21 protein-coding genes are annotated in these 22,060 nt (G+C 39.9%); 14 read left to right on the forward strand and 7 right to left on the reverse strand.

Features of this window, described 5'->3' with window-relative positions; translation table 11 throughout:
• Window positions 1-12: 12 nt before the first annotated feature.
• Window positions 13-618: a class GN sortase gene (locus I6F54_RS04475; protein WP_165727604.1), complete on the forward strand. Its 606-nt coding sequence runs from the start codon at window positions 13-15 to the stop codon at window positions 616-618.
• Here I6F54_RS04475 and I6F54_RS04480 read toward each other — a convergent pair.
• Window positions 513-1,472, reverse strand: a complete 960-nt coding sequence (locus I6F54_RS04480) for a DMT family transporter (protein WP_165727698.1) — start codon at window positions 1,470-1,472, stop codon at window positions 513-515. The genes I6F54_RS04475 and I6F54_RS04480 overlap by 106 nt on opposite strands.
• A 119-nt stretch (window positions 1,473-1,591) precedes the next feature.
• Here I6F54_RS04480 and proB point away from each other — a divergent pair, with 119 nt between their 5' ends.
• The 4 genes from proB to I6F54_RS04500 all read left to right on the forward strand — a co-directional run bounded on the left by proB (window position 1,592) and on the right by I6F54_RS04500 (window position 5,431).
• Window positions 1,592-2,695, forward strand: coding sequence for a glutamate 5-kinase (gene proB / locus I6F54_RS04485; protein WP_165740286.1), 1,104 nt, complete (start codon window positions 1,592-1,594; stop codon window positions 2,693-2,695).
• A 116-nt stretch (window positions 2,696-2,811) separates the two neighbouring features.
• The gene (locus tag I6F54_RS04490; RefSeq protein WP_007581591.1) at window positions 2,812-3,171 is read left to right on the forward strand and encodes a glutaredoxin family protein; all 360 of its coding nucleotides are present in this window, start codon (window positions 2,812-2,814) and stop codon (window positions 3,169-3,171) included.
• A gap of 39 nt (window positions 3,172-3,210) precedes the next feature.
• A complete protein-coding gene (gltX, locus tag I6F54_RS04495) occupies window positions 3,211-4,695 on the forward strand; it encodes a glutamate--tRNA ligase (RefSeq protein WP_007581594.1) in 1,485 nt (494 codons plus the stop codon).
• Between the two features lie 436 nt (window positions 4,696-5,131).
• The gene (locus tag I6F54_RS04500) at window positions 5,132-5,431 is read left to right on the forward strand and encodes a hypothetical protein (RefSeq protein ID WP_021032137.1); all 300 of its coding nucleotides are present in this window, start codon (window positions 5,132-5,134) and stop codon (window positions 5,429-5,431) included.
• Between the two features lie 16 nt (window positions 5,432-5,447).
• On the opposite strand, the gene I6F54_RS04505 is transcribed toward I6F54_RS04500, so the two are convergent.
• Both I6F54_RS04505 and I6F54_RS04510 read right to left on the reverse strand, forming a co-directional pair.
• On the reverse strand, window positions 5,448-5,840 hold the full coding sequence (locus I6F54_RS04505) for a hypothetical protein (RefSeq protein WP_024593283.1): 393 nt from the start codon (window positions 5,838-5,840) through the stop codon (window positions 5,448-5,450).
• A 104-nt stretch (window positions 5,841-5,944) separates the two neighbouring features.
• Complete coding sequence (locus tag I6F54_RS04510) at window positions 5,945-6,814, reverse strand: CPBP family intramembrane glutamic endopeptidase (RefSeq protein WP_165727601.1); 870 nt, start codon at window positions 6,812-6,814, stop codon at window positions 5,945-5,947.
• A gap of 112 nt (window positions 6,815-6,926) precedes the next feature.
• Between I6F54_RS04510 and I6F54_RS04515 the strand changes: the two genes are divergently transcribed.
• From I6F54_RS04515 to I6F54_RS04530, 4 genes are all read left to right on the forward strand, one after another.
• Window positions 6,927-7,628 carry a DUF3581 domain-containing protein gene (locus I6F54_RS04515; protein ID WP_007581602.1) on the forward strand — a complete coding sequence of 234 codons (702 nt, stop codon included), beginning with the start codon at window positions 6,927-6,929 and terminating at the stop codon, window positions 7,626-7,628.
• Between the two features lie 176 nt (window positions 7,629-7,804).
• Window positions 7,805-9,052, forward strand: a complete 1,248-nt coding sequence (locus I6F54_RS04520; RefSeq protein ID WP_024593280.1) for a DEAD/DEAH box helicase — start codon at window positions 7,805-7,807, stop codon at window positions 9,050-9,052.
• A gap of 58 nt (window positions 9,053-9,110) precedes the next feature.
• On the forward strand, window positions 9,111-10,091 hold the full coding sequence (locus I6F54_RS04525) for a sensor domain-containing diguanylate cyclase (protein ID WP_169044225.1): 981 nt from the start codon (window positions 9,111-9,113) through the stop codon (window positions 10,089-10,091).
• Between the two features lie 16 nt (window positions 10,092-10,107).
• A complete protein-coding gene (locus tag I6F54_RS04530; protein WP_165727599.1) occupies window positions 10,108-10,305 on the forward strand; it encodes a hypothetical protein in 198 nt (65 codons plus the stop codon).
• A gap of 117 nt (window positions 10,306-10,422) precedes the next feature.
• Here the strand turns inward: I6F54_RS04530 and I6F54_RS04535 are convergent, their stop codons facing one another.
• Window positions 10,423-11,379 (reverse strand): methylenetetrahydrofolate reductase, encoded by a 957-nt coding sequence (locus I6F54_RS04535; RefSeq protein WP_197139944.1) that lies wholly within the window; start codon window positions 11,377-11,379, stop codon window positions 10,423-10,425.
• Window positions 11,380-11,629: 250 nt separating this feature from the next.
• Here I6F54_RS04535 and I6F54_RS04540 point away from each other — a divergent pair, with 250 nt between their 5' ends.
• On the forward strand, window positions 11,630-14,512 hold the full coding sequence (locus I6F54_RS04540) for a M16 family metallopeptidase (RefSeq protein ID WP_165727598.1): 2,883 nt from the start codon (window positions 11,630-11,632) through the stop codon (window positions 14,510-14,512).
• A gap of 191 nt (window positions 14,513-14,703) precedes the next feature.
• On the opposite strand, the gene I6F54_RS04545 is transcribed toward I6F54_RS04540, so the two are convergent.
• Both I6F54_RS04545 and I6F54_RS04550 read right to left on the reverse strand, forming a co-directional pair.
• Window positions 14,704-15,024 carry a helix-turn-helix domain-containing protein gene (locus tag I6F54_RS04545; protein ID WP_024598636.1) on the reverse strand — a complete coding sequence of 107 codons (321 nt, stop codon included), beginning with the start codon at window positions 15,022-15,024 and terminating at the stop codon, window positions 14,704-14,706.
• Between the two features lies 1 nt (window position 15,025).
• The gene (locus I6F54_RS04550; RefSeq protein WP_197139946.1) at window positions 15,026-15,430 is read right to left on the reverse strand and encodes a hypothetical protein; all 405 of its coding nucleotides are present in this window, start codon (window positions 15,428-15,430) and stop codon (window positions 15,026-15,028) included.
• A gap of 344 nt (window positions 15,431-15,774) precedes the next feature.
• On the opposite strand from I6F54_RS04550, the gene cysE reads away from it, so the two are divergent.
• Complete coding sequence (gene cysE, locus I6F54_RS04555; protein ID WP_165727596.1) at window positions 15,775-16,593, forward strand: serine O-acetyltransferase; 819 nt, start codon at window positions 15,775-15,777, stop codon at window positions 16,591-16,593.
• A 35-nt stretch (window positions 16,594-16,628) separates the two neighbouring features.
• Window positions 16,629-17,309 (forward strand): hypothetical protein, encoded by a 681-nt coding sequence (locus I6F54_RS04560; protein ID WP_197139948.1) that lies wholly within the window; start codon window positions 16,629-16,631, stop codon window positions 17,307-17,309.
• A 12-nt stretch (window positions 17,310-17,321) separates the two neighbouring features.
• Here I6F54_RS04560 and xseA read toward each other — a convergent pair whose 3' ends face one another.
• Complete coding sequence (gene xseA, locus I6F54_RS04565) at window positions 17,322-18,662, reverse strand: exodeoxyribonuclease VII large subunit (RefSeq protein ID WP_165721065.1); 1,341 nt, start codon at window positions 18,660-18,662, stop codon at window positions 17,322-17,324.
• A 135-nt stretch (window positions 18,663-18,797) separates the two neighbouring features.
• On the opposite strand from xseA, the gene guaB reads away from it, so the two are divergent.
• Window positions 18,798-20,267 (forward strand): IMP dehydrogenase, encoded by a 1,470-nt coding sequence (guaB, locus tag I6F54_RS04570; protein ID WP_165727594.1) that lies wholly within the window; start codon window positions 18,798-18,800, stop codon window positions 20,265-20,267.
• Window positions 20,268-20,369: 102 nt separating this feature from the next.
• Window positions 20,370-21,947: a glutamine-hydrolyzing GMP synthase gene (gene guaA / locus I6F54_RS04575; protein ID WP_165727593.1), complete on the forward strand. Its 1,578-nt coding sequence runs from the start codon at window positions 20,370-20,372 to the stop codon at window positions 21,945-21,947.
• Window positions 21,948-22,060 lie beyond the last annotated feature (113 nt).

Here is a 22,060-nt window from a genome sequence, read left to right on the forward strand (position 1 = left end):
AAGAGACTTAAAATGAAAAGGTGGCTAAGCGTGGGCTTACTAATAGCTGGGCTTGGATTATTTGGTCACGGTACTTATATGCAGGCAAAAGCGTGGCTTGCTCAAGTATTAATTGAACAGGCATGGCAAGAGGCACTTAAATCACCCGGGATTAAAGTAAGGCCGTGGTATTACGCCGACAGCTACGTTACTGCAAAGCTTGATTGGCCAAGCCATAATAAAACATTAAGCGTATTGGCTGGAGCGAGTGGTCGTAATTTAGCATTTGCGCCTAGCCAATTTTTACCCGCAGGGGAGCTTGGCGGAAAAGAATTTGGAAACGAAAAAGGCGCGCTAATAGCAGGGCATAACGACACCCACTTTGCATTTTTACAAAACGCAAAAGTGGGGGAAGCGTTTACTTTGCAGCTGCAAAGTGGGGTGATACAAAATTATAAAGTAACGGGGATTGAGGTTATTCATCAATCCCAAAACTCATTTTTACAAACACCTGGGCTGTATTTGCTTACCTGTTATCCTTTTGATTCGCTTGCCTCGGGTACTGATTTAAGATTGCTTGTATCTGCGCAAATGTCTTCGCCCGATTCGCTAAGCGGTATATCAACCACGAGCTCTTGATGGCGCTGGCTTATCATTACGCCAATAAATACCACAAATATGCTCAGCCATTGCCAAACGTTGAGCACTTCGCCCAAAATAATAGCTGACAAAATAAGTGTAAAAATAGGAATTAAATTAGAGTACGCAGCAGCGGTTAATACCGATACCTTGCTAATTGCATAGTTGTACATGCCGTAGCCGCCAAGGGTTACACACGAACCTAAATACAAAATGCTCATGAGCGCAGTTAAGTCGTGTTGGTTTTCGCTTGGTAGGTCGATAAAAAATAAAAATGGCGCAAAAAACAAGCTGCCACTAATACCTTGCAACGCAATTAAAGTCAGGGGCGAGTAGCGATTAGCTAAATGTTTAATACTTACGGTATAAAATGCAGCGCACACCATAGCCATAAGCTCTAAAAAGTTACCCAACAACGGATTAGGTGCCTGCTCAGAACTTGGTGAAAGAAGCGTAAGTAAAATACTGCCGCCAATACACAGCGTAAAACCAACAACAATGGCTTTGCTTATGTATTCTTTAAGTAATAAAAAGGCAAGTAGCGCAATAATTATAGGCAAGCACGATACAATAACACCGGCCTGCGAAGCCGAAGTATATTCCATTGCATGGCCTTCAAATAAAAAGTACAAACAAGGCTCAGCAAGCGACATACCCACTAAATACTTCCAGTCACCTTTTAAATACTCAAACCGAATAACATAGCGCCATAAACAAAGCGATAAAACTAACGTGGTGAGCATGCGTAAAAATATTACCAATGCAGGGTCATAAATAGCAATGGCGTATTTGAGCGCTATAAAAGAGCTGCCCCATAAAAAGGTGGCAATAATTAAACATAAACTGGCAGGCATAGAGAGTAATTTACATAATTTAATAAAATCAGATCCTAGCATGAATATTTTTAACTTGTTCAAAAATACCGAGCTGGTATAAATTAATTCATCTTTAATTAATGATTAGTAAAAAGCACATGCAAAGGGAACAGGTAATAGTTGTAAAGCTTGGTACAAGCGTTCTTACTGGTGGCACCGATAAGCTAGACAAAGCACATATGGTTGAATTAGTACGCCAATGCTGCGAGCTTAAAAAGCAGGGGCATCAGGTTATTTTAGTATCGAGCGGCGCGGTAGCTGCTGGGCGCGAACAACTATTAAAACCCTGTGGCAGAAGCTTAATTGATAAACAAATGCTTGCTGCAATTGGACAAGGTCAACTTATTCATATTTGGCAGAGCTTGTTTGCTTTATATGGGGTAAATGTAGGGCAAATGCTGCTTACTCGCGCTGATGTAGACGACAGAGAGCGCTACCTTAATGCCCGCGATACACTCAATGCGTTATTAAATTACGACGTTGTGCCCATCATTAACGAAAATGACGCAGTCGCTACCAGTGAAATAAAAGTAGGCGACAACGATAATTTATCGGCACTTGTCGCTATTTTGGCTAATGCTAATAAATTATTGCTACTTACCGATCAAGAAGGGTTATTTACCAGCGATCCTCGCACAAATGCCGATGCCACCCTCATTGGCGAAGTAACACATATAAACGATGAGCTGCGCCAACTTGCTGGTGGCAGTGGTACAAACTTAGGTACTGGCGGCATGGCGACTAAACTGCAAGCCGCTGACATTGCAAGGCGCGCAGGCGTTGAAGTTATTATTGCTAAAGGCGCAGGTAAAAACGTTATTTTAAAATGCATGAGTGACGAGTTACCAGGCACGCGTTTTTTAAAACTCACCGCTCCAAAAGATGGCCGTAAAAAATGGTTACTAGCCGGGCCTAAAAGTACCGGCCAAATTGTTATAGATGCAGGTGCTATTACAGCGCTGCAAAATAAAGGCGCAAGCTTACTTGCTAAAGGCGTTACTAATGCATTTGGACGTTTTGAACGCGGTGATTTAATTGATTTAATAGATAATAAAAATCAAGTAATTGCACGGGGCTTAACGCGCTTTAGTAGTACCGAGGTAAATAAAATAAAGGGTGCGCACTCTAGTCAAATAGGCCTATTACTCGATTACGATAGTGGCGCAGAAGTACTTCATAGGGATGATATGGTATTGCTATAGAAGCACTTTTAGTAAATTAAATTACTTGAGTGTAATTCTCGCAGTATTACACTTTTTTGATTGTAAATTTGTGCTAAAATCTGGCTCCTTAAATTGTTGTAAGCAGAGCACAGAACATGAAATTAGTTCGTTGGTTTTTAGGTTGTATAATCTTATTCTTTAATTTTGTATTTACTCCTCGCAGTAAAAAGCGTGCAAGCGACGAGCAAGCACAGCTTGATCAGCAAACCTCACAATTTAAACTGTATCAATTTAAAGCATGCCCGTTTTGTGTAAAAGTACGTCGCGCTATTAAACGCGAAGGCTTAAACATAGAAACGCGTGATGCAAAAGACAATGAGCAATATCGTCAAGAGCTACTAGAGCAAGGCGGCAAAGTTAAAGTGCCTTGCCTGCGTATAGAGCAAAACGGCCAAGTACAATGGCTGTACGAATCAAACGATATTATTGCTTACTTAAACAAAGTAGCTGCATAAACCACTTTTACTATCTCACTTATTTAAAGAGAATATACCATGACAATTCGCACCCGTGTTGCCCCGTCGCCAACTGGTGACCCGCATCTTGGCACCGCTTATATCGCCTTATTTAACTACTGTTTTGCTAAACAACAAGGCGGTGAATTTGTACTTCGTATAGAAGATACAGACCAAGTACGTAGCACGCCAGAGTCTGAACTTGCGATTATGGATAGCCTACGTTGGTTAGGGCTTGAGTGGGATCATGGTCCTGATGTGGGTGGCGAATTTGGTCCTTACCGTCAATCTGAGCGTAGCGATTTATATAAAAAATACGCGCATCAGTTAGTTGACGATGGTAAAGCGTTTTACTGCTTTGCAACAAGCGAAGAGCTTGATCAAATGCGTGAAGAGCAAATGGCAGAAGGCCTACGCCCTAAATATGACGGTCGTGGTTTAAACCATACAGATGAAGAAATTAAAGCAAACTTAGCTGAAGGCAAACCTTACGTTATACGTATGAAAATCCCAAGCGAAGGCACATTTAAGTTTAACGACTACCTACGTGATGAAATTGAGATCCCGTGGGAAAACGTAGACATGCAAGTACTTTTAAAAGCAGATGGTTTTCCAACGTACTTTTTAGCGAACGTAGTTGATGACCACCATATGGAAATTAGCCATATTTTCCGTGGTGAAGAATGGATTAACTCAGCGCCTAAGCTATTAAAGCTTTATGAAGATTTTGGTTGGGAAGCGCCAGTACTTGGTCACTTACCGTTATTACGTAACCCAGATAAATCAAAGCTGTCTAAGCGTAAAAACCCAACGTCTATTAACTACTATAAAGAAATGGGCTACCTGCCAGAAGCCGTGCTTAACTATTTAGGCCGTATGGGTTGGTCAATGCCTGATGAGCGTGAAAAATTCACACTCAATGAAATGATTGAAAACTTCGACATGAAGCGCGTATCGCTTGGTGGTCCGGTATTCGACGTAGATAAATTAAGCTGGTTAAACGGCATGTGGATCCGCGAAAACCTAACCGACGAGCAGTTAATTCAGCGCTTTGTTGATTGGAAGTTTAATGGCGAAATGCTCGCTAAAATATTACCAGAAGTTAAAACTCGTATTAATACGCTGTCGGATATGGTTGAGCTTGCAGGGCACTTTGTAGGTGGTATTCCAACTTACGATCCTGCGCTATTAACAGCCGGCAAAGCAGACGAAAACGTGATTCGCCAAGCGCTACAATTTTTTGTATGGCAGCTTGAAGGTTTACGTAGCTTTGAAAAGCCCGCTATTTTTGCAATTGCAAAAGAAGTTGCAACATTCCACGAGCTTAAGATTAAAGACTTTTTAGAGCCAATATTTGTCGCAATTACTGGCAAAACGTCAAGTACGTCAGTGCTTGATGCAATGGAAATATTGGGGTCTGACTTATCACGTGCTCGTTTACGTGTTGCACTTGCTCATTTAGGTATTTCTAAAAAGCAGGCTAAAAATATAGAGCGTGCGTACCGCGAATACCCAAGTGCATAATTACTAAAATGCACTTATAAAAGCCGAGCTTATTAAGCTCGGCTTTTTTGTGTCAGATAGTTTTATATAAGGGTCTGTTGTTCTTTCAAGGTTAAATTTACAGCAGTCTGTTTGGTATTTAGGCAAGGCAGAGCCTATGCAGTGTGGTTATTCCCCATAAATGGGCGATAACGTAGCATTAATGCCAAACAGGCGCTGCCCAAAGGGTTCTTCCTAGGGGCTACTTACTCTTTGTTGCTCGGTTTTTACTTAGCCCACTAGGTTACAAATCTCGCGCCGCGATTAAATAGCCCCTAGTTTGAATGAATTTTAATCCGCAAAGAACAACAGACCCTAGTCTGATTGGCTATATATCATGGCGTTTTAGTCTCGTTTAAAAACGAAGTAAGACCCAGCCCAATGATACAATAAGACACATAAACAATATGGAGGCAGTATGATTGCAACCGTTAAAAACAAAGCTATTTTTAGCAGTAATACATTTTCGATAAACCTTGTTACTTACCCAACTAATCACAGCGTAATGAACCATATTGACCCTGTGCAGCAAGGGCGCTATTACAAGCTCAACTTTGTATTAGAAAAACCTAAAGCGGGTGGGGTATTTAAATGCTCAAAATGCATTATAAATTTATTTAATCGCGTGTATTTATTCAGACCCGATAAGTACGAACACAGCGTATCTAAAATCGAGTCTGGAAAGCGCGTACTACTTAGCTTTGCGCTTAATATATAATTTGCACTTTTACTTATTAATAGTCGTAGGCCTGTCCGGTGCATAAAACAGATAGGTCGCAATACGATACAGACGTTTCACTACAAGAATTAATAGTAAAAGCATTTCCGCCTCTGCGCATGGCATCAGCTTTAAGTAAATCAATTGCGTTTGATTTAGAGCGGTTATAGCTTACATTATTGTTACCCATACCGTCGCCATCACAGCTTTCACCTTCTATTCGGCCTAGGAGTGTAGCGCCACTTTCGTGTGCTTCTTGGTCGCTATAAAATTGCTGTAAATCTCTTTTATTAACGTAGGTGCCAATTTCTTGAGATAAAACGCCGTTGTCTATATCTGTATGATAAGTCATGCTTGAACAACCCGTTATTGTGGCGAGCACTGTTATTGCCGTTATAAAACGTAGCATATTTATTAGTCCCTTAACTTATTATTTGAAATAGTAAATTACTAACAAAATCAAATGCGGGCAATGTTTACTACTAAGTAAATTGTTAGCATTTGTAAATGTATTTAGATTTTATTGAGCATCGGGTAAGTAAACAAAAAGAAGTGGCAAACATTAACCAACCAATGGCATAAAATAGCCCACTCTAAGCGCTGCGTTTTATAAAAAACATAGCCATACCCCAAGCCTGCAATAAATGAAACCAATACATAGTTAATTCCTCCAGCAAAATGTGCCAAAGCAAAAATACCTGCAGTAATTACAGGGGCAAGTATTGCTAAACGGGTAGGTGTAATTATTTTGCTAAGCTTAGTTTGTAGTAAACCTCGAAATAAAGCTTCCTCGGCAACACAGGTAAATAAAAGATTAATAGCAATAAAGGCTAACCAAAAGCCAGGAACCTTAGGGTTGAAGCTTACAAGTCCAAGCATTAAAGCCGCAGTGAGCGTAGCTAAAACAGTAGCAATAACTATTAAAATGGGTTGTTTAACGTTTAATGGGCCCGCTTTATTAGAGTCTGCTTTTAAAGCTTTTTTATTCGAATAAAAGTAAGCACAAAGAAATAAACCCGCCATAGCTTTATCAAAATTAGCATAAAGGGTAAATGCAATCGCATCGCTTGTAATACGCTCGTTTATAACAATAGGGAGGTTATTAAAACCAGGCATCCAATGAAGTGCTAATGCCAATGAGGAAACTATAAAAACAGTACTTAAAGTAGCGCGTATTATTGCCTGCTTTGTATTTAGCGCACAGTAGTATAAAACAACGTAAAGCCCGGTTAACAGCAGGGCATATAAATTTATATAACCTTGAAAATATGCACTTACAACACTTAAAGCTAGTAAGTAGTGCCAAAGGGGTTGCCGCATTATTGATATTTTGCAGTACGGAAAAACACATATAATTGATAGCGCTAATAAATAAAAGGTCATTGTTTTTTATTGCTCTGTTTTATTTAGCAACTAATCTAACAGATTCGACCTCTCAGTATTTTTTTTCTGGTAATATAGATAGGTTATAAGCAGTTTAAGCAGTGAACAAACTATGTTAAGTCCTTTTTTTCAGCAGCATGCTGATTATGTTTCTATCTCTCGTGAGCAAGGTTGTCGATTCGCTAAATGCGTTGCTGACGATTACAATCCACTTCACGACAAAGATGCCAAAAAGTTTTGCGCGCCAGGAGACTTACTTTTTTCATTGGTACTAGACCGCTACGGTATTAGTGAACAAATGGAATTTACTTTTGCCGGTATGGTTGATGAAAACACCAAACTTAACTTCCCTGAAGGGGCTGATGAGTTTGATGTAACCAATGGCGAAAAAGTTATTTTAAAGGTAAAGCGCAAAGGTAAAACCAGCCAATGCCCAGCACTGACTAATAGCCTAATAAAAAATTATGTTGAGTTTTCTGGTACTACTTTCCCGCATGTAATTATTCCATTAATGGGTAAGCAAGAGGTAATGATTAACCCTGCTCGCCCAATGATCATTTACGAATCAATGCTTATCAACCTTGATAATCTTGATATTACAGCACCAGAACTTGAGTTTGCAGAGCCTAGTTTTGAGTACGCCGGCAAGCGCGGAAAAATTACACTTCGTTTTAACCTGTTAGAAAACGGCGTTAAAGTGGGTAGTGGTGAAAAGCATATGGTAGTTTCGGGTATACGCGAATACTGCCAAGCAACAGTTGACGATTTAATAGCGTTTTACAACGAGCGTAAAGCGACACTAAAGCCAGCTTAAAGCTACATAAAATTATAAAAGGCGCTAAATACAGCTGTTATTTAGCGCCTTTTTTATTGTTTTAGCGCTAAAGTGAAAGTGAGCAACCACGATTAAATACTTTTCTGGACTGGTTAATTTACGCAGTACAGTAATATGCGTACAATAGCGCTCTTTGTTATTTTAAAGCTAAGCCTATGTCTGCCACTACGTTCTCATCACTTAATCTCGACCCGTTATTATTAACAGCGATTGAGCAAAATAATTACACTCAACCTACCGCAATTCAGATTAAAACTATTCCGCCTATTTTAGCCGGAAGTGATGTAATGGGCAGCGCGCAAACAGGTACGGGTAAAACTGCCGCCTTTGTTTTACCTTTATTACATAAGCTTTTAAATACCCCTAAAAAAGATGAGCAAGGCCTTGCACGTGTAGTCATTTTAACGCCAACCCGTGAGCTTGCTCAGCAAGTATTTGCAAGCTTTGAAAAGTACGCACAAGGCACTAATATCAATGGCGCTTTAGCCTATGGTGGCGCAAGTATTGGCCCTCAAATAAAAGCACTTAAAACAGCGCAAGTTATAGTGGCAACACCTGGGCGTTTGCTTGATCATATAGTTAAAGGCAGTGTGGTACTTTCAAGTGTAGACTCCTTAGTGTTTGACGAAGCTGACCGCATGCTTGATATGGGCTTTATTGATGAAATTAGACGTATATTGCGACATATCCCGGGCGATCGCCAAACTTTACTATTTTCAGCTACGTTTGATGACAGCGTGTTTGAACTCAGTAAAAAGTTACTTAAAAACCCAGAACTAATTGAAGTTGATAAACGTAACTCAGCCGCGGTTGAAGTAGAGCAAGTTATTTACGCTGTAGATGAGGATCGTAAGCGCGAACTTGTATCGCACATGATTGGTATGAAAAACTGGCGCCAAGTGCTTATTTTTACTCGCACAAAACAAATGGCTGATCAGCTTGCTAAAGAAATGTGTAAAGACGGTTTAAAAACCGAATCAATCCATGGCGACAAATCGCAAGGCGCACGCGACCGTGCATTGCAAAACTTTAAAGAAGGTATTACACGCGTACTTGTTGCAACCGATGTAGCTGCGCGTGGTTTAGATATTTCTACACTTAGATACGTAATTAACTTTGAACTACCTTACATTGCCGAGGATTACGTGCACCGTATTGGCCGTACAGGTCGTGCTGGTGAACAAGGACTTGCTATGTCGCTGGTAAGTCTTGATGAGCAATGGCTGCTAGAAGAAATTGAAGTACTACTCGATACGCGTTTAACGCCGCAGTGGTTAGAAGGTTACGAGCCAGATCCTAATAAAAAGCCAAAAGATAATCGTAAAAATACTAACAAGTCGCGAAAAGATCGCGATAAAAAACGCATCACTGGTAAAAGAGAGCCAAGTAGACGTCGCAAATAATAGCTTTTACTTTGCTTTTTTGCCTATACTGGAGCTACTAAATAGCCGAGGTAAAGCAATGTTTGAAATTGATCAATGGGCATTTTCTGGTATTGATGGCCAAATATCTTTGCATAAATGGCAAAAAACAATCGACCTTATAACGGGGCTTTTTTCAGCCCCGTCTGGTTATATAGTTCAGGCAACAAGCAAAGGCTATCGCGTTGTTATTAGAAGTAACGAAGGTGGCTCTAACTTTGAGACCAATCCTATACTTCCTCCTCAAACACCTCTGTTTTGTCGGTACGTTGCTGAAACTAAAAATATTTTATATGTTAATGATGCAAGTAATAACGATGCATGGAACACCCTACCAGAAGTAGTTGAAGATGGTGTTGAATCCTACCTAGGTTTACCTATTCATTGGCCTGAAGGCGAAGTATTTGGCACGCTATGCTTAAAAGACACTCAGAAAACAAGCTATACCGATGAATATTTTGAACTCATAGAACAACTACGTGATTTGATTGAAGACGACCTAGCGCTTGTGTATAGCTATGAGCAAATGCGCGAAATAGCCATGTTAGACTCATTAACGAATATTTATAATCGCCGAGCACTTAACTTATTAGCCCAGCAAAAACTTAACTTAGCGCTACGTTTAGGCTTTGACGTGTGTTGTTTGTTTATCGATATAAACGACTTTAAAAAATTAAACGACACCTGCGGACATGAAGTGGGCGACAAAGCCTTAATTATATTGGCGGATACGCTAAAAACGCATTTAAGAGATGCTGATATAGTAGGGCGCTTAGGTGGCGATGAGTTTGTTGCAGTAATGCAAGTAAGCGATAAAAGCAAGATTAACTACATCATGGATAAAATTTCGACTGAGTATTCAAAAGCCTTACTCAAAGAAGACGTTTGCGATTTATCGCTTAGTATTGGTTATAGTTTTACTAATAAACAAAAGCAGCCCTTTGAAGCGCTATTAAATGATGCAGACCACGCAATGTATAAAAATAAACAAGCGTATAAGCTCGCTAAAAAGGCACAATAGTAAAAGGAGGTTCGTCATGACTCATGCCACACAAACTTGGCTGGTTTTTTCTGCGATAGGTTTTATTTTTTCCTTAGCAATAATAAGCTTATTTGAAACGTTTACTAGCATTAGATTTATATCTAATGAGGGAATAGTTTTTGGTGTTATGTGCTCCTCTATGGGGTTTGCCTTAAAAAGGCTTGAGAGTAATAACCAAAAACAGCTTCAATAAATAGCTTAAGCTGCAAATTTTTACTTGTATTTATTAATTCATTTTTCAAAGTACGGACATAAAAAAGCAAGCCATGAGGCTTGCCAAGAAGGGTGTTAATTAGCTCTTACCTAGCCTTTAAGCTATTAGCTTTTCCGCAAGGTTCAATTCCATAATGGCTTTTAATAAACGGTATAAGTTAATTGACGCGTCAATTTCTTCTTTACGGTTTGTTAAGCTTTCAATATTTAGGCCCAGCGGTACATCTAAATGCGCACAGCTTTTAATTATTAAGTCGAGGTTTTCGCGGCAAATACGCACTGATTCGCTTAATGTATTGTCTGCATCAAGCATGCGCCATTTTGTAGCTTCTGGCACTGAAATACCCAACCACTTCATAAAGTCTAAGGTTTTTTCGCCGCCGCACGGGGTAAACGTTAATATAATACGTTGTGGTGTAATACCTTGTGCTTTACATGTACGCGCGTAACTAGTGATTAACTCTATAGTCGCTTGTGCGTCGTAAACAGCTTGCGATATAAAAAACTGACAACCTTGTGCTGTTTTTTCTATTAATCGTTCGTGCTCATTTCGTTTGCTTGAATGGCGCTCAGCAATAGTAACGCCACCTAAAAAGAAATCATCTGATTGCTCAGCCAATGCTTTATATGCATCTGGCAGACTTAACTTGATATCGCCTACCGATGACGGGCTACCTACTAAAACTACATTTTGTAAATCGTAGTCGTTTTTAGTTTCACTTAACCAATCTTTAAATTCACCCACGCCACGCTGCGCCACACTTTTATAAGTAATTACATCTTGTGCAGATAAATTACGAATTAAATGGCTGTATTCACGCGGATCAACGGTTTGTTTAAATGGAAATGGGCGGTCTTGATTGGTTCGGCTGCTTTCGTCTTGAATGTCGTAAATTATTACGCCGTCGTATTCAATTTCGTGTAAGCGACCTAATAGCTTTTCTGCAATGGTTTTTAATTGCGCTTTATCGGTGCCAATTTTAGGCGGGGTAGTACCAATAAGATAAACACCTTGGTTGGTGTCCACTATCTTCTCTTTTAGTGATAAAGCCATAATCCTCATTCCAGCTAAGTTTGTTTTGATGGATTTAATATAGCAGCCATTTAGACGTCTAGATAGATTTATTTAGTGAAAGTTTTTCAACTAACATGATGTTTATTCATAGTGCTTGTTCCCATTATTTATAATTGACACAGTTGTTTACATAATAAATTCCCTTGGGGCTCTTATATTTATTGGCTTTGGGGCATAATTAAAGAGTTAAATCTGACAACAAATTTGCTCAATTTAAAAAGGGACAACAATGAAATTTAAATTATTAGCAACCAGCTTAGCGGTATCGCTGGCGTTAACAGGTTGCGCCATGCAACAAAACCAAAGCACGCAAACAACAGCACAACAAGAACAAGTAAATAAAGCTGATGATCGTGTTTTTTCGCAAGATTATTTAATTGAAGAGCTAGAAAACGGCTTACGTGTCATGGTTGTTAAAACTGATTACCCTGATGTAGTGTCGCTTCAAATTCCGGTATCGGTTGGGTCGCGTAACGAAGTTGAAGAGGGCAAAACAGGCTTTGCTCACTTTTTTGAACACATGATGTTTAAAGGCTCACAAAAATACCCTGAAGATGTGTATTCAGACATATTAAAAAATTCAGGTGTTGATAACCGCGCGTATACAACAAACGATTACACCAACTACCATTTAAACTTTTCAAAGCAGCATCTTGATAAAGTACTTGAGCTTGAAGCTGATATTTTTCAAAACTTAACCTACACCGAAGAGCAATTTAGAACCGAAGCACAAACGGTAAAAGGTGAGTACTTAAAAAACAACGCGAGCCCAGTTCGTAAATTATTAAGCGCTGTACGCGAAGAAGCGTTTGATAAGCACACGTATAAACACACCACTATGGGCTTTTTTAAAGACATAGAAGCGATGCCCGATCAAATGGCGTACGGTAAAGAGTTTTTTGCTAAATTTTATAAGCCTGAGTATGTATCGATTGTAATTGTGGGCGATGTAGAGCCACAAGCAACAATGGCTATGGTTAAAAAGCATTGGGGCAGCTGGAAAAAAGGTAACTACGTTGCTGACATTAAGGCAGAGCCTGTGCAACAAGCACCAAAATATTTGCACCAGCAAGATGAAGCGCTACCAGGGCATTGGTTACTTGTATCGTACAAAGGCGCTGCGTGGGAGCCTGCTAAAAAAGACAGAGCGGCGCTTGATTTAATCTCACAGCTTTATTTTTCAAGTAATTCAGATTTATATCAAGAGCTAGTGGTCGACAAACAAATTGCCAGCCAAATGTTTACCTATAACCCAGAGACTAAAGATCCGGGTTTATTACACGTATTTGTTAAAGTAGAAAACGCAGACGATTTAGCCACTGCACGCGATGCCATTAACCGAACTTATGCAAAAGCACGCACTGAGCTTGTTGATGAGCAAAAGCTGAGTGATTTAAAATCGAACCTTAAATACAGCTTTATTAATGGTTTAGATTCGTCGCAAGCGATTGCATCAACCCTTGCCAGCTACATGCATTTTGAGCGCGATCCTGAGGTTATAAACCAGCTGTATAAATCGGCAGATAACATCACCAGCGCAGATATTAAAGCTGTTGCTAATAAATACTTTACTGATAACGCACGTACCACATTAACAATGTCGGCACTTGATGAAGCGCCAAGTTTTGAGCAAGAAGTTGATTTAAATGCGCTTACTGCAAAGCTTAAACAAGCACCTGCGGCTCCTGTATTTAAAGTACTTGATAAAACCAATAGCTCGCCATTAATTGATGTTAACTTTTTATTCAATACCGGTGCGGCTGCCGACCCTCAAGGCAAAAAAGGCGTTGCTGCGTTAACTGCGGCTATGCTTGCACAAGGTGGCTCAGAGGCGACAAGCTATAAAGATATTCAAAAAGCACTTTATCCGCTTGCGGGTAGCTTTGGTTATCAAATAGATAAAGAAATGCTGTCGTTTCAAGGACGTATTCATAAAGATAACGCGTCGCAGTGGTATACACTTGTGAGCGATCAATTACTAAACCCAGGCTTTAGAGAGGATGACTTTAAACGCCTCAAAAAAGAAATGATCGACGGTATTAAGTCAGGCTTAAAAGCATCTAACGATGAAGAGCTAGGCAAAGAAGTGCTATACAGCGCGCTTTACAAAAATCATCCTTATGAAAGCTACAACTACGGTGATATTTCTGATTTAGAAGCGTTGACGCTGGATGACGTTAAAGCATTTTATAACAGCGAGCTTACGCAATCTAAACTCACGGTTGGCTTAATTGGGGCTGTGCCTGCAAAACTTAAAGCTAAAATGATGAGCGATTTTGCAACGCTACCAAAAGGTGATCAAAGCCGTTTAAGTATTCCTGATGCACCAGCGCTTAAAGGTCATCATGCAACTATTGTAGAAAAGTCGGCGCAATCGACTGCGGTATCGTTTGGTTTTCCTATTGATACAATAAGAAGTAGCGAAGACTGGACAGCACTTTGGCTTGTGCGTTCGTACTTTGGTGAGCACCGTAGTTCTAACAGCTTTTTGTATGAGCGCATTCGTGAAACCCGCGGCATGAACTACGGCGATTACGCATACATTGAATACTTTCCACGTGGTATGTTTCAAACCAAGCCTGATGCAAACCTAGGGCGCTCTGAGCAAATATTTCAAGTGTGGTTACGCCCACTTCGCTCTAATAACGATGCGCACTTTGCAACTCGTACGGCTTTATTTGAGCTAGATAAGCTAATTAAAAATGGTATGAGCGAAGATGACTTTGAAGCCACGCGTAACTTTTTAATTAACTTTGTACCGCAAATGGTTGCAAGTCAAAACCGCCAATTAGGTTACGCACTTGATAGCGAATTTTACAACACAGATAGCTTTGTAAGTTACGTCACTAACAAACTTAAAACGCTAAGCGTTGCTGATGTAAATCGCGTTATTAAAGAAAACCTACAAACAGACAACGTTCAATATGTGTTTATAACCGCAGACGGCGCTGATATGCAAAAACGTTTAGCGTCTGAGCAAACATCACCAATGGTTTACAATACCGATAAACCTGCCGAATTAGTGGCTGAAGATAAAGTAATTGCTGATTACAAATTAGCAATTCCTGCAAAAAATATTGAAGTGATGAAAGTTGATAAAGTATTTCAATGAAGGTTTAAATAGTTATATAAGTTAAGATAATTAAAATGCCCCATATATTGGGGCATTTTTTATGGTATTGGATATAGTATTGAACCAATTTTTACACCTAACCCAAAAAGTATCATTGCACTTATTATTACAACTAAAGTGATGTGGCCACGTAGCTCTTTCGACTCATATTTTGACATTGCTGCAGCTCCTTATTTCATAATAAAAAAAACAGTTATCATGCCTAATATGAAGCTGACTACTGATGACAATGCTAACACCGTGGTTATAGTGTGCTTGTTTAAAGTTGTTGCACCACCGAGAGGTGTTGTATCTTCATCAAGCTTAATTAATTTACCCTGGCGTACTTCTAAAACCGCGCATAAAGCCATTGTGGTTTCTTTTGATGCCGCGCCTTCTTTTTCTACCCGTTGGATTGTTCTCAAGCTTACATCGCAGGCATCGGCAAGTTGCTGTTGCGTCCAATTAAATTGCTGCCTAAGTTCTTTTATTGTTTTAGGATTAAGTTGCATTTTAAAATTTCCCAATCAAGAATTCTAAAATTATAATTAGCAAGTAGCCACCAACTAGGCCTCCAAAAAAGCAGCCAAAAAGCACTTTTAACGAAGTTTTTGGGTTATTTAATAATGATGATTGTTCATAACTTTTTATAAATTGGCCATTTTTATAAAGTGAGCACTCTAACCTGCCAGTTAAAATATTACGCATTTCAAACATTACTTTAAAATCATTGTCACCAATATTAAATTGATGGCCACTGTGAATCCTTTGGTTACGCTTATTACTTATAAGTTCATCATTTACGTATACTTCTTCTTTCCCTGTAAAGTAGCTACCAAAACACGCTATTTGATTATCGCCATCTTGAAAGTAAAATTTGTAACCTAATTTTCTTGTATTTAATACATCGTTTTTCATCATCGTTATCCTTGTTGAGTTGATGATGCTAATTTAGCGTTTGTTTTTGTTATTTACGCCGTCAGCTGTACGCCAGTATGTATTTTGGCATATGACAGGTGAACTGTCATATGTTGTTAGCTTTTGATTTTTATTAATTTATTATATTTTAAGTATGTATTGGAAATTTTAGCAACTGTCGTATAGCTTAATCTAAAAAGTGGGTACGTATTTAAAATATCATTTCTGGGTGCTAGTTATATCTAATAACCAGAACAAATAACTAAGGGATTAACACCTTAGGCTTTAAATCCGTTAGACTTGGGAAAAGGCTATTTTATATCAACTTAAGGCAGTGCAGTATTATGCGTCATGCAATTTGGCAACAGCTTCGCGAAGAAGCTAACGATGTAGTAACACGTGAACCATTATTAGCAAGTCATGTTTATTCATGCATTTTGAATCATGATTGTTTAGGTTCGGCATTGAGCTTTATTGTTGCTAATAAGTTGGCTGATGCGGTGGTATCGGCATTCACTATCCGAGAGCTGTTCGATCAAGCATTTGTAAAATGTGACCGTATGCTATCTTTTGTTGCTGAGGATATTAAAGCGGTAAAAGACCGCGACCCTGCATCAGAAACCTATCTTACGGTTATATTAAATCTAAAAGGTTTTCATGCTATTCAGGCGCACCGTTTGGCTAATTGCTTGTGGCAACAAAACCGCAAAGAGCTAGCGCGCTTTATTCAAAGCCGTAACTCTGAAGTGTTTGGGGTCGATATTCACCCAGCATGTAAAGTGGGTAAAGGCATTATGTTTGACCACGCAACCGGTATTGTTATTGGTGAAACAGCGGTAATTGAAGATAATGTATCAATTTTGCAATCTGTAACGCTTGGCGGTACAGGCAATGAGCAGGGTGATCGTCATCCCAAAATTAGAGCGGGCGTATTAATTGGCGCCGGCGCTAAAGTACTTGGTAATATTGAAGTAGGTGAGGGCGCACGAATTGGTGCGGGCTCAGTTGTACTTAGCAATGTTCCACCACACACAACCGCTGTTGGCGTGCCCGCTAAAATTATTGGTCGACCGGATTGTGAGTGTCCGGCGCAAAGTATGAACCAAAACTTTTTAGCAAATCCTGAGCCTGAAAACGAATCGCACACGAGTGCAATGCTATAAGTAATTAAAAATAATAAAACTTAAAAGGAATTAACATGAACAAGAATAGTTTATTGGCTCTAGGGATTGGGTTTATTGCGGGTGTAGGTTTAACTTGGAGCTACTTTAATGCAGCTTCAAGTCATCCAGAATCTGTTAAGTCGCAGCCAAGTTATGCAAAACAGCAAAAGCTTCATACTGGACAACAAAGTAATGAGGTATTAAGTAATGCAGACTCTGCAGTACCTGAGCAAGTCGCTAGTATAGAGCCCGCTGAAGAGACGCCTCCAACCTATTCAGAAACCCAAATGCTTGATGAGCTACCTTTAGAAGAGCAAGTAACTCAGCTTAAGCAGCAACTTGCTGAGCAGAAAGCGACAGTTAAAAGCATTTTAAAGCAAATGAGAGGTCCTTCAGATTTTGAGAAGATTTTACGTGATAAATTTGAAAAGCAAACGCGTGACGAAGAATGGGCTTATCGTACTGAAATGGCATTACAAGATTTTTTATTAACAGCTGATTTAGCGATTATACCCGATGTTGTTAGCGCAAAATGTAAAACGACGATATGTGAATTTGAACTTGCCGCACCCGCGGATAACGACACATTTGATAATTCTCAATGGCGAGAGCTAAACGACAAGTTGATGAAGCAAGAGTTTTGGCAACAATTTAAAAGCACTACCTCCACATCAAGCGATAGCGAGCTTAAATTGTTGCTAAGTACAGAGTTTTAAGTAATACCAACTTTATGTAACAGGTATAACCTGTGATTCTATAGAGCCATCAACGAGCTCTGTAATCAAAACATCGCCTGTTTTAATTTGCCCCACAGATTTAACCACTTTGCCTTGTTGTGTTTTAGTGATGCTATAGCCGCGCGCTAAAACATTAAGCGGACTTACTGAATCTAACCTGCTTGCTTGCAGTGCTAAGCTATTATTCGCTTGCTGTAACTGATGTTGTATAGCTTGGTTTAGCCTAGCTTGTAATTGCGAAAGTTGATGGCTTGCTGTAGCGAGTTTTTTATCGGGTGATTGGCGCATTAAACGCGGCGTTAAGTTATTGAGTGTGCGTTCTTGTTGGTATAAACGATTACGCATCGCCTGTTGCAGCGCAATGCTTAGCTCATCCAAACGTTGTGATTTTTGATTAAGCTGATTACGCGGATGACATAAATTAAGGCGGTGTTGTAACTGCGTTGCTAGTGCGCGCTTGTCGGCAATGCCGTGCTTAAACGCGTTAGATAAACGATTAACTAATTGCGTTACTTTGTTGTGTAACTCTTGCGTATTAGGGCTTACAAGCTCAGCTGCGGCTGATGGAGTCGCTGCACGAACATCAGCAACGTAATCGCTAATAGTGGTATCTATTTCGTGGCCTACCGCACTTACTATCGGTAATTCACTTTTGAAAATAGCGCGGGCGAGCTGTTCGTGATTAAAACACCATAAATCTTCAAGTGATCCGCCGCCTCGCCCTAAAATAAGTACGTCTACTTCATCACGTGTGTTGGCTAATTCAATTTGGTTAATTAAATGCACGTGCGCTTCTTTGCCTTGTACCATAGCAGGGTAAATGATGACTTCTAGCTGCGGTGCACGGCGTTTGAGTACCGTTAAAATATCTTTTATAGCAGCGCCGGTTGCTGAGGTAATAACACCAATGCGATTAATATTTTGGGGTAATGGCTGTTTGTGAGCAGAGCTAAATAATCCTTCGGCGGCTAAACGCATTTTAAGCGCATCAAATTCTTGTTTTAGCTGACCTTCGCCTGCGGGTTCCATATGCTCAACAATAAGCTGGTAGTCACCGCGAGGTTCATAAAGCGATACACGCGCTTTTACTGTAACTTGTGCGCCATTTACAGGGCGGTAGCTTTGGTTGCGATTATTGCCTCGCCACATTGCGGCTTTAATTTGTGCTTTATCGTCTTTTAACGAAAAGTACCAATGTCCAGATGCAGGGGTAATAAAGTTAGAAATTTCGCCCGTGAGCACTAAAGATGCAAAACCTTGCTCAAGGATTGTGCGAATTTCTCTATTAAGGCGTGAAACGGTGTAAACCGCCTGCGAAGGCTTCGAAAACATAAAAAACAACCTAAAACTATTTATTGCACTACTTTATCATAAATATTTGCTAAATATTATTTACTCATGGCAACAACGCTGTTAAAATTTGGCCGCAATTCCTTATCTTAGATCCACATGTGAGAAGTTGCCAAAATGCTTAGAATCGCTAAAGAAGCTCTTACCTTTGATGACGTACTTTTAGTACCTGGTCATTCTACTGTTTTGCCACACACGGCAAATATTTCAACTCGCTTAACGCGTGGTATCAAACTTAACTTGCCGCTTATTTCAGCATCTATGGATACTGTTACAGAAGCTCGTTTAGCTATTGCCCTTGCGCAAGAAGGTGGTCTTGGTTTTATTCATAAAAACATGACTATTGAAGAACAAGCGAAAAACGTACGTAAAGTTAAAACCTACGAAGCAGGTATTGTTTCATACCCTGTAACGGTGACTGCCGATTTAACAATAGCAGACGCTATTGAGCTTTCACACGAAAAAGGTTTTTCAGGCTTTCCAGTTACCGATAGCGACAATGTACTTGTTGGTATTGTAACTAGCCGTGACATGCGTTTTGAAACTAAGCTTGAACAGCCTGTTTCTACCGTTATGACTAAAAAAGAAAAGCTTGTTACCGTTAAAGAAGGCGCAGCTCGCGAAGAAATTTTAGGCTTAATGCACGAACACCGCATTGAAAAAATCCTTGTTGTTGATGACGCTTTTAAACTTAAAGGCATGATAACAGTAAAAGATTACCAAAAAGCCCAAGACAAACCAGACGCATGTAAAGACGACCAAGGTCGTTTACGTGTAGGTGCTGCTGTAAGTGTTGGTGCTGGTACTGATGAGCGTATTGCTGCATTAGTAGAAGCGGGTATTGATGTTTTACTTATCGATACATCGCATGGTCATTCTCAAGGTGTTATTGACCGTGTTACTAAAACTCGCAAAGAGTACCCAGACTTACAAATTATTGCCGGTAACATAGCTACAGCAGAAGGTGCGATTGCACTTGCAGACGCTGGCGCCGACGCAGTTAAAGTAGGTATAGGCCCAGGTTCTATCTGTACTACACGTATTGTTACCGGTTGTGGCGTTCCACAAATTACAGCTATTTCAGATGCTGTTGAAGGCTTAAAAGGTCGCGACATTCCTGTAATTGCTGATGGCGGCATTCGTTTTTCTGGCGATATTGTTAAGGCACTTGTTGCTGGTGCATCGTGTGTAATGGTGGGTTCTCTTCTCGCTGGTACAGAAGAAGCACCAGGTGAAGTTGAATTATACCAAGGTCGTTACTACAAGTCTTACCGTGGTATGGGCTCATTGGGCGCGATGGATCAAAAAGAAGGTTCATCAGATCGTTACTTCCAAAAATCAAACGAAGCAGACAAGTTAGTACCTGAAGGTATTGAAGGTCGCGTAGCTTACAAAGGTCCAATTGCAACGATTATTCATCAGCAAGTAGGTGGCTTACGTAGTGCTATGGGTTTAACGGGTTGTGCAACAATTGAAGAGCTTAATACAAAACCACAGTTTGTACGCGTTACTTCAGCGGGTATGGGTGAATCGCACGTACACGATGTGCAAATCACTAAAGAAGCACCAAATTACCGCTTAGGTTAAGCAGCGTAATTAATTTAATATACTGGGCTTGCTTTGCAAGCCCTCTTTTTAGTCGTTTACATTAACAAATGACATTTAGCATCAGACTTTACGAGATACTCCATGAGCAAAGATATTCACGATTCACGAATTCTCATTTTAGACTTTGGTTCACAATACACGCAATTAATCGCGCGCCGTATCCGCGAAATTGGTGTTTACTGTGAGCTATGGGCATGGGATGTGACTGAAGAGCAAATCCGCGAGTTCAACCCACAAGGTATTATTCTTTCTGGTGGCCCAGAATCAACAACACTTGAAAACAGCCCGCGCGCTCCAGAGTACGTATTTAATGCAGGCGTGCCTGTGTTAGGCATTTGTTATGGCATGCAAACAATGGCTGCTCAACTAGGTGGTAGTGTACACAGCTCTGATAAAAAAGAGTTTGGTTACGCACAAGTTGAAAAAGTAGGTAATTGTGCATTGTTTGATGCAATTGAAGATCATATTACCGATGGTGGCAACGGCATACTCGACGTATGGATGAGTCATGGCGACAAAGTAATGGATATTCCAGCTGGTTTTGCAACAACAGCTAAAACATCTACTTGTCCACATGCTGCAATGTCTAACGAAGAAAAACGTTTTTATGGCGTACAGTTTCACCCGGAAGTAACGCACACGCATCAAGGTCAGCGCTTATTAGAGCGTTTTGCTATTGATATTTGTGGCTGTGAAAAATTGTGGACTGCAGCAAAAATTATCGATGATGCTATCGAGCGTATTAAAGAAACCGTTGGCGATGACGAAGTTATTTTAGGTCTTTCTGGCGGTGTTGATTCATCGGTAGTGGCTATGCTTATTCACCGTGCAATTGGCGAAAGGCTAACATGTGTATTTGTTGATAATGGTTTACTTCGTTTAAACGAAGGCCAGCAAGTAATGGACATGTTTGGTAATAAATTTGGTTTAAACATTGTTAAAGTTGAAGCTGAAGAGCAGTTTTTAAATGACCTTGCAGGTAAGTCTGACCCAGAAGATAAGCGTAAAGCCATTGGCCACACGTTTATTAATGTATTTGATGAACAAGCTAAAAAGCTTAAAAATGCAAAATGGTTAGCGCAAGGTACAATCTACCCAGACGTAATTGAATCAGCGGCATCTGCAACTGGTAAAGCGCATGTTATTAAATCTCACCACAATGTGGGCGGGTTACCAGATGACATGAAAATGGGTCTTGTTGAGCCATTACGTGAGTTATTTAAAGACGAAGTACGTAAAATTGGCCTAGAGCTAGGTTTACCGTACGACATGCTTTATCGTCATCCTTTCCCTGGACCTGGTTTAGGTGTTCGTGTACTTGGCGAAATCAAAAAAGAATACTGTGATTTATTACGCCGCGCTGATGCGATTTTCATCGAAGAGCTTCACAAAGCTGAGCTTTACCATAAAGTAAGCCAAGCGTTTACTGTATTCTTACCTGTTAAATCGGTAGGGGTTATGGGCGATGCACGTAAGTACGATTGGGTTGTATCACTTCGTTGTGTGGAAACAATCGACTTTATGACAGCGCGCTGGTCACATTTACCTTATGAGTTTTTAGGTGTGGTATCAAACCGTATCATTAATGAAATAGACGGTATTTCTCGTGTTGTTTACGATATTTCAGGTAAACCACCTGCAACTATCGAATGGGAATAATTAATTTTAGTTTTAATTAACTAATTTTAAGTGATTAAAAAACGGCGAATTAGCATGCTAATTCGCCGTTTTGTTTATTTAAAAAGCAGTTAAACTAAAAGAGTGATTTTTCT

This window comes from Pseudoalteromonas sp. SWXJZ10B (genome assembly GCF_015864475.1).
Classification (GTDB): Bacteria; Pseudomonadota; Gammaproteobacteria; order Enterobacterales; family Alteromonadaceae; genus Pseudoalteromonas; species Pseudoalteromonas arctica.